At 68.8% G+C, this 8,430-nt stretch carries 9 protein-coding genes; 5 read left to right on the top strand and 4 right to left on the bottom strand.

The window, feature by feature from the left end; translation table 11 throughout:
• Positions 1-168 precede the first annotated feature (168 nt).
• Entirely contained in the window at positions 169-588 is a 420-nt protein-coding gene (locus ACWDXS_RS17865) for a hypothetical protein (RefSeq protein ID WP_449966845.1), read from the bottom strand.
• 101 nt (positions 589-689) lie between these two features.
• On the opposite strand from ACWDXS_RS17865, the gene ACWDXS_RS17860 reads away from it, so the two are divergent.
• The 5 genes from ACWDXS_RS17860 to ACWDXS_RS17840 all read left to right on the top strand — a co-directional run bounded on the left by ACWDXS_RS17860 (position 690) and on the right by ACWDXS_RS17840 (position 5,387).
• Positions 690-1,451 (top strand): DUF2470 domain-containing protein, encoded by a 762-nt coding sequence (locus ACWDXS_RS17860; protein ID WP_266294944.1) that lies wholly within the window; start codon positions 690-692, stop codon positions 1,449-1,451.
• Positions 1,452-1,811: 360 nt separating this feature from the next.
• Positions 1,812-2,588, top strand: a complete 777-nt coding sequence (locus tag ACWDXS_RS17855) for a CPBP family intramembrane glutamic endopeptidase (RefSeq protein WP_378989438.1) — start codon at positions 1,812-1,814, stop codon at positions 2,586-2,588.
• Positions 2,589-2,755: 167 nt separating this feature from the next.
• Entirely contained in the window at positions 2,756-4,150 is a 1,395-nt protein-coding gene (locus ACWDXS_RS17850) for an LCP family protein (protein ID WP_378989551.1), read from the top strand.
• Positions 4,151-4,159: 9 nt separating this feature from the next.
• On the top strand, positions 4,160-4,696 hold the full coding sequence (locus tag ACWDXS_RS17845) for a ferritin (protein WP_378989437.1): 537 nt from the start codon (positions 4,160-4,162) through the stop codon (positions 4,694-4,696).
• Positions 4,697-4,838: 142 nt separating this feature from the next.
• The gene (locus ACWDXS_RS17840) at positions 4,839-5,387 is read left to right on the top strand and encodes a ferritin (protein WP_378989436.1); all 549 of its coding nucleotides are present in this window, start codon (positions 4,839-4,841) and stop codon (positions 5,385-5,387) included.
• A 242-nt stretch (positions 5,388-5,629) separates the two neighbouring features.
• Here the strand turns inward: ACWDXS_RS17840 and ACWDXS_RS17835 are convergent, their stop codons facing one another.
• From ACWDXS_RS17835 to ACWDXS_RS17825, 3 genes are all read right to left on the bottom strand, one after another.
• Positions 5,630-6,550 carry a DUF5926 family protein gene (locus tag ACWDXS_RS17835; RefSeq protein WP_378637844.1) on the bottom strand — a complete coding sequence of 307 codons (921 nt, stop codon included), beginning with the start codon at positions 6,548-6,550 and terminating at the stop codon, positions 5,630-5,632.
• Between the two features lie 63 nt (positions 6,551-6,613).
• Positions 6,614-7,381 carry a glycerophosphodiester phosphodiesterase gene (locus ACWDXS_RS17830; RefSeq protein WP_378989435.1) on the bottom strand — a complete coding sequence of 256 codons (768 nt, stop codon included), beginning with the start codon at positions 7,379-7,381 and terminating at the stop codon, positions 6,614-6,616.
• Positions 7,378-8,427, bottom strand: a complete 1,050-nt coding sequence (locus tag ACWDXS_RS17825) for a DUF4328 domain-containing protein (protein ID WP_449966837.1) — start codon at positions 8,425-8,427, stop codon at positions 7,378-7,380. Before ACWDXS_RS17825 ends, ACWDXS_RS17830 begins: the two co-directional genes overlap by 4 nt.
• Positions 8,428-8,430 lie beyond the last annotated feature (3 nt).

The raw sequence follows: 8,430 nt of genomic DNA, 5'->3' as shown, positions 1-8,430 counted from the left end.
GCAGGGCCAGCCGCAACGGGCTACCCGACCCGGGCGGTCGCGGGCAGGGCCAGCCGCAACGGGCTACCCGACCCGGGCGGTCGCGGGCAGGGCCAGCCGCAACGGGCTACCCGACCCGGGCGGTCGCGGGCAGGGCCAGTCGCATCGGGGTGCCCTGTGTGGGGTGGGTCAGTTCAGGACGCGCAAGGCCTCGGTGATGGCCTGTTCGTTGGGGGTTTCGATGGACAGGAGGACGGTGCGGGTTGCCTCGATGGCGGCGGGTTTCAGTGACTTGAGAAAGGGGAGGTCGGGGGTGGTGAGGGCGGTGGGGATGTCTTCGCCGCAGAGGGCGGCCACGGTGCCCGCGACGACGGCCAGGGCGCGGGGGCCGCTGGTGGTGCGGGCGACGAAGCCGTGGTCGGCGTGGGCGATGCCGGCCAGGAAGGCGGTGAGGTCGGGGTCGGGGATGTCGACGTCCACGGGGGCGGGGGAACTGCCGTCGGGGCGGACCAGGTCGGCCACGAGGCTGCGGCGGGCGGGGGCCGACAGGTTCAGCAGGACGGGTTCGGCGGGGGCGGAATGGTCGTCGCCGTGGTCGTCGTGCGTCATCCGTCCACCGTATCGGCTCGATTCATCGGGGTGTCCTCTTGCGCGTCGGACGTTTGTAACTTAGCTTAGGTTTACCTAATCAAACGTTCGCGGAGGTTGTCATGTCGAGCCCCACCACGATCCTCGCGCCGACCACCGCCGAGCGGGTGCGAAGTGCGTGCGCTCATGCCGAGACTGCGGTGCTCGCGCTCCCCGGTATCGACCCGGTCCCCACCACGCTGCATCACCTGCGCCGTTGCGGCGACGCGGTGATCGCGGTGCCCGGGTCCTCACTCGCGGCCGCGCTGGCCGCCACGGCCAACGAGACCTCGGCGGTCCTCGAACTCACCGATCACGCGCCGCTGCCGCTGCGCGAGCCGGTGCGGGCGCTGGTGTGGTTGCGCGGTTGGGTGCGCCAGGTACCGGAGCAGGCGCAGCGCGCGCTCGCCGTCGAAATCGCCAAGGAGTACCCGCATCCGGGTCTGCTCGATGTCGGGCACGGCGTCACGCTGCTGCGGATCGTGGTGAACTCGGCGGTACTGGCCGACACCGCAGGCGCCGAATCCGTCGACCACGCCGACCTGCGCGCCGCCACGGCCGACCCGTTCTGCGAGCTGGAAAGCGCCTGGCTGCAACACATGTCCGAGGATCACGCCGACGTGGTCGCCCAGCTGGCCCGCCACCTGCCGACTCGGCTGCGGGGCGGGCTGGTGCATCCGCTGGCCATCGACCGCTACGGGCTCACCCTCCGGGTCGAGAGCAACGACGGCGACCACGATGTCCGGCTGCCCTTCCCCACCCCGGCCGACGACATCGAATCGCTGAGCCGCGCGGTGCGGGTGCTGGCCGGCTGCCCGTTTCTGAACGGTCTGCGCCGCATCTGAGCTGTGATTTTGGAGCGCTGGCGCGCTCGAGCGGGGCCCTGGAGGCCCCGATCTTCCCTCCCTCCGGGTACTCCTTCGTCGCACCCTCCGGTCAGTCCAGATCGGGGCGGGCCCCTTTGGGTAGAGACACATCAGGATCACCCGGCCCAGGCTGTCTGAGGGTTCTGCTTTGGTAGAGACCATCAGGATCACCCGCCCAGGCTGTCTGGGGGCTCTGCTTTGGTAGAGACCATCAGGATCACCCGGCGCAGGCTGTCTGGGGGTTCTGCGTTGGGCTCTCGGTGGGGGGGTGCGTCTCACTTCGGGTTGCCGGGCTCGGCGGGAACCTGATGCGGCGCGTTCGCTGCTTACACTGCGCGCATGCGTGTCGATCCTCCCCAGGCCCCGCTGAGCGAGCGGGACAGGTTCGGGCTGCGAGTCGAGATCGCGATCGTTCTGCTCGTGACCTTCGGGTTGAGTGGGATCAGTGCCGGTCTGTCCCTGCTCGATTCGGCGTTGTCGCCGGGCGGGGTCGGCGGGCGCACGGTGGCATTGAACGCGTCGCGGTCGAACAACTCGTTCCTCGATCTGCTGTTCCAGCTCGTCGGGGTGACCCGGCTGTTGGCGTGGGCCGCGCTGGGACTGTATCTGTTGTGGCGCAGCGGGATCGGGCCGAAATTGATCGGGCTGGCGCGGATCCGGCGCGGCGATGTCGTGGCGGGTCTGGCGCTGGCCGCGGTGATCGGGGTGCCGGGACTCGCGCTGTATCTGATCGCGCACGCGATGGGGATGAGCGTCACCATCGTGCCGAGTTCGCTGTCGGAGCACTGGTGGCGGCTGCCGGTGCTGGTCCTGTCGGCCTGTGCGAATTCCGTGGCCGAGGAAGTACTGGTAGTGGGTTATCTGATCACCCGGCTGCGCAGACTCGGCTGGTCGGAGAACTCGTCGCTGGCCGCCTCGGCGCTGCTGCGCGGCAGCTATCACCTGTACCAGGGGATCGGCGGCGGCCTCGGCAATATCGTGATGGGCCTGATCTTCGGCCGCTACTGGCAGCGCACCAACCGCCTGTGGCCGCTGATCCTGGCCCACGCGACGATCGACGCTGTCGCCTATCTCGGCTACAACGTGCTGCGCGGACGGGTCGGCTGGCTGCCGTGAGACGCACCCGCCACGTGCCGGTGCACTGATGCGGTCGGCGTGTCGCGGCGAGTTTCACCACATCACCGCGTTTCGCGCTAACAGTGGCCCGCCGACGGGGTATCCCAGTAGTAACCGAGCGCGCAGAACCGACTCGCGCTCTCCACGATCAGTAGAGTTTGACGGTGATGAACGGCGACGATCCCCGCGAGGACCCCCGTAGACGCCGGGTGCCGCCGGCGTCCGGCCGCCCCGCGGTGCCCCCACCAGGTCGTCCTGTGCCGCCACCCGGCCGTGCGATGCCGCCGGATCCGCGCTACGGCCGTCCGCCCGGCAACGATCGCCGCCCGAATCCCGAGGACGGGCCGACGGTGCGCTACAACCCGGCCCCCAGGCGCGGCGCCTCGCACGTGGAACCCACCCAGGTGCTGCACCGCGGCAACTCCGGCGACCAGCCGCTGGCCTACTCGCAGATGCCGTACGAGCGCGAGAAGCCGCGTCAACCACCACCACCGCCGCGTCGTGAGCAGGTCAGACACGCGCCGACCCAGCGGCCGGTCCCCCATCACGACGCGCTGCCGCCCCGCCGCAACCCACCGCCGGTCGTCGGGGGCAGGCAGCCGCAGCCCCCGCGGCGCAGGCGCAAACGGCATCCGTTCCGGTGGTTCACACTGATTGTCGTGTTGCTGATCGCCGGCCTCATCGCCGCGGTCGTACACCTGGACAACTCGCTGACCCGCATCACCGCGCTGCCCTCCTACAGCGACCGCGTGAGCAATACCCCGGGCACCAACTGGCTGCTCGTCGGCTCCGACGGCCGCGGTGACCTCTCGACCGAGCAGGAACAGGAACTCGCGACCGGCGGCGACACCGGACCCGAACGCACCGACACGATCATGATGGTGCACATCCCGTCCTCCGGCGCGACCACGATGGTGAGCCTCCCGCGCGACTCCTACGTGAACATCCCCGGCCACGGCAAGGACAAGCTGAACGCGTCATTCGCGCTCGGCGGCGCTCCGCTGCTGGTCCAGACGGTGGAGGAAGCCACGGGAGTGCGCATCGACCACTACGCGCAGATCGGTTTCGGTGGTTTCGCGAGCGTGGTCGACGCGATCGGCGGGATCGAGATGTGCCTGGACGAGCCGATCGTCGACCCGCTGGCCGGGCTCGACCTGGCCGCGGGTTGTCAGAAACTGTCCGGCCCGCAGGCCCTCGGATTCGTGCGCACCCGCGCGACCCCGACCGCCGATGTCGACCGGATGAACCGCCAGCGGATGTTCATGGCGGCGCTGTTGAAGAAGGCAACGGGCATGGGCACCCTCGCCAATCCGTTCGCCTTGTGGCCCATGGCAACCGGGGTCGCGGGGTCGCTCAAGGTCGACGACGGGGACCACATCTGGAACCTGGCGGCACTGGGCTGGGCGATGCGCGGCGACACCGTCACCACCAGCGTCCCGATCGGCGGATTCGACGACACCGACGTGGGCAACGTGTTGCTCTGGGACAAGTCGAAGGCCTCCGGGTTCTTCGAGGCGCTCGCCACCGATCAGCAGATTCCGGAGGAGCTGCTGACGCGGTAACGTCGAGGTATGCCCGAGTACCTGTCGTTCACCGAACTCCTGCGCGACCAGGTCAGTGCCGGTCTGACCGCGGCTCATCAGTATCTGGCCGCCGCCGTCTATTTCGACGCGCAGGATTTACCCGAGCTGGCCGGGCAAACCTACGCGCGTTCGACGGCCAACCACGGGCACGCGATGCGCATGGTGCAGTACCTCCTCGACCGCGACGTGCCGATCAGCATCGGCGGGCTCGGCGAAGTGCGGTCGGAATTCGATTCCCCGCGCGCCGCGATCGCCTTTCTGCTCGACCGTGAACGGGTCACCACCGCGCAGATCAGCGCGCTCACAGCGGCCGCGCGTGACACCAATGATTTCCTCGGCGAACAATTCATGCAGTGGTTCCTGGGGGAGCAAGTCGACGATGTCGCCGGAATGACCACGCTGCTCACTGTGCTCGACCGGCAGGACAACCTGTTCGACGTCGAGGAATTCATTCGCCGTGAACTGCGCGGCGCGGTGCGCGTCGACACCACGGCGCCCCGAATGGCAGGCGCGAGTAAGGCATAGCCGCGCCTGCGCGCCGGCCGTGCGCAGCCCAGGAATGGCTGCACATCGGCGCTTATTAGGAAATACTTGGTTAGGGAATACTGTCCTCAATAAGGCTGCACTTGGATGACAACCCCCTATGACCAGCATTAATGTTGCCGCCATGTCGATTCATCCGGAAACCCCGCGAAGCAAGTTCCACACTCTGCTCCAAGACCAGATCCGGCATGAGTTCAATGCCGAGCACCAGTACATCGCGATCGCGGTGTGGTTCGACAACAACGACCTCCCGCAGCTGGCGAAGCGTTTCTACGCACAGTCGGTGGAAGAACGCAATCACGCGATGATGATCGTGCAGTATTTCGTCGACCGCGACATCGCCGTGGAGATCTCGGGCATCGACGCGGCGAAGTCGAAGTTCGAGTCCGCGCGTGAGCCGATCGAACTGGCGCTGGCCCAGGAGAAGACGGTCACCGACCAGATCGTGCAGCTGGCGAGCACCGCCCGTGAAGAGGGCGATTACCTCGGCGAGCAGTTCATGCAGTGGTTCCTGAAGGAACAGGTCGAGGAAGTGGCGCACATGACCACGCTGCTCAATATCGCCGATCGCGCCGGGTCGAACCTGTTCGATCTGGAGGCGTTCATGTGGCGTGAGCTGAGCACCCCGAAGGACGCGTCCGGCGCACCGTCGGTGGCCGGCGGCAGCGTCTAGCTCGAACGCGACAAGGATTCGGCTCGCGGGCAGCGAGCCGAATCCTTCGCGAGCGCTTTACCAGCCGGAGCCGGAGCCGCCCGAGCCGGTGTTGGCCAGCACGGTGCCGATCAAGATCTGGGCGAGACCGGCGATAGATCCGAGAAATTCCACGATGCCTCTTACTTTCCTTGTCACCGATTGTCCGGTTCAGTCGTGAACCTAGCCGACCAAATCTGTGAAAGAGGCATGTTTCATTAAGTTCAGCGCAGCGTGACCTGACGCGACCGCAAACCATCGCGCGAACGACGCTCTTCGCTGGTCATCGGCGCGTCGGAGGCCAGCGCCTCGGCCAGGCGAGCACCGAATTCACGTGCCGGGGCCTCCCATTCGGCCGGGTGCCGCTCGGGATCGAGATCGAACACCGGCACCAGCAGACCGTGTGTGCGGAACGAACCGGCGAAACGCGAACCCTCACCCAGGTGCAGACCACCGGTGGCGTGCACGCGAGCCAGCGCCAGCATCAGCGCGTCCTCGTCTTCGGGACGCACCCAGCGCACATGCGCCTTCTCGCCCGCGTCGACCCACCAGGCCGCGCCGACGGAATCCGGGCCGAGATCCAGCCGCGCCGACGGCATGATGGCCTGCTTGGCCTGCTCGATCGTCGCCGCCACCTGCGGATCCGGGGTGACGCCCTCGGGCACCCACCAGTCGAAGTCCTGGTGCACGGTGAGCTCGAGATCGGCGCCGGGATCGATGACATCGGCCAGGCGCGGACCACCGTCGGCAGCCTCGGCGGAGTTCAGCGACTCACCGGGCTCGGCCGACTGGGTCCACAGGATCGCCGCCGCGATGTCGGCCGACGGGTCCTCGCCACGGAACTGCATCTGCGTGCCGACGAAGCCGACCGGCTCGTCGCCTGCCCGCACGAGCGCGGCCACCGCGCCGGGCAGCACCGTCGCCAGGGTGACCTCACGCTGCGCGGCCACTCCCGGCGCGAGCTTCAAGGTCGCGGTCGCCGACGGCACGAACTCCCGCAGCGCCACCAGATCACATTCGGCGGCAAGACCCTCGAACGGCCGTGTCACGGCCGCGGATGCCTGCTCCTGCGCCGCACGCCGCTGCGCGAGACGCTGAGCCCGATTACTGTCGGGCTTCGGACTGTTCCGCTTGCTTTTACCCACGCGTGGAGTTTATGGCCGGGCGGCAAGTTCGCTTACCGCGCCCCCTGCCCAGGGCGCGTCCGATCAGACTCCGGCGAGTAGCGCCTTGGTACGACCGGGGTGATTGGTCGCGACCCAGCTGACGCCCAGGTCGGCGCACAACGTCACGTCCTCGGGATCGTCGACGGTCCAGCAGTAGGTGGCCCGCCCCGCCGCGGCGGCCTTGTCGACGAGTTCGGGATGCTCACGCAGCGTTTTCACCGACGGCCCCACCGCGGTAGCGCCGACCGTGGTGGCCGCGCCGCCGCCGAGAAACCGCGACGATTCGCCGAGCAGCACCGTCGGCAGCAGCGGGGCGGCGCGGCGGATCCGCCAGACCGCGGTCGCCGCGAACGACATCACCACCGCGCGGGAATGATCGGCCGAGGCGGGGGTGGCGATGCCGAAGCGCTGCAGTTCGGCGAGCACCTTGTTCTCCACCAGGGCGCCGTAGCGCACCGGGTGTTTGGTCTCGATGAACAGTTTCGTCGGGCGGGTACGCCAGTCGAGGACGAGTCCGATCAGATCGCTGAGCGCGAGCACACCCTGCGGCGCGTCGTCGGTGCCGAAGTTCATGTCGCGCAGCTCGTCCAGCGTCAGTTCGCTGACCAGGCCGGTGGCGTCGGCGGTGCGGTCGACGGTGCGGTCGTGCACGCAGACCAGGTGGCCGTCGCGGGTGAGCCGGACGTCGCATTCCACACCGTCGGCCCCCTCCTGCAGGGCTAGCTCGTACGCGGCGAGAGTGTGCTCGGGTCGTGCCGCCGACGCGCCACGATGCGCCACCACGAAGGGTGGGCGATTGTTCTGGCTCACTTGGCCACGACCTCCTCCTGCGTATTCTCGCCTGCCCGGACAACATCCGCGCGTTCGGCCTCATCGTGCCCGGCGTCGTCGCGCGCCGCGACAGCGCCCGGCTCGACGGGCGCGATGACGACCTGCGCGGGGTCGGCCGCCATCACCCAGCGATGCGCGGACCTGATGTCGCCGCGCAGGTCGCGACCTTCCAGCGTGCGCACCATCCACAGCGTGAGCATCGCGAACCCGGCAGCACACAGGTTGGTGAAACCGGTGAACGAGACCCCGTCGGCCTCGGCCTGCAGGGTCGACGCATCGCGCCACAGCGTCGCCGCGATCAACAGCAGCCCGCTGAACACCCAAGCGGCCCACCAGATCCGCACGGCCCGCCACGAACGCGGATCGGGGTCGGCACCGAGGAGTTCGGTGAGGAACACGCCCGGCCAGATCAGATTGACGCCCGGCACAAGGCATCCCGCGATCAGCGACCAGCGCTTGCGTGGGTCGCGCTTGCCGTAGGCGGTGAACACGATCGTGCGCGCCTCGATCAGCCAAGCGACCAGCGCCACCGCGGTCACCAGCGCGTAGATCGGCGCGATGACGCCGAACACCAGCACCGTCGCGTCGGAGATCGACAGCAGCCAGCCGGGGATGAGCCGGGCGCGGTTCTGCAACAGGATCAGGTAGCGGCCGTACTCGGCCAGCCCGGCGAGCAGGAAGACGATCGTGGTGCCGAGCAGCAGCCGGTCGCGGTGGGCCGCGATGCCGCGCAGCGGACGTTCGGGCGTGGGGGTCGCGGACGGCGGCGGGTCGAGCAGCCCCCAGCGCGGGGTCTGGGCGTAGCGCGGAGTCGGCCCGAGCGGGGCGGTGGTGGTGGCGCCCGCCTTACGGGTGCGGTGGTCGGGTCGGCGCGCGACCCAGCGGTAGTTGCGCTGGGTGGCGGGCGCGTCGACCTTGCCGGGCGAGAGCAGTACTCCTCGGCAGCGCGGGCACCAGTGCATCGGCGCGCCCTGCACGGCCCACCGCGCACCACAGCGTGCACATGGTTGCACCACCGAACTCACCCG

It is taken from the genome of Nocardia sp. NPDC003183, from assembly GCF_053590715.1.
The sequence above is the reverse complement of the archived record's forward strand: the minus strand, read 5'-3'. Positions and strand labels throughout refer to the sequence as shown.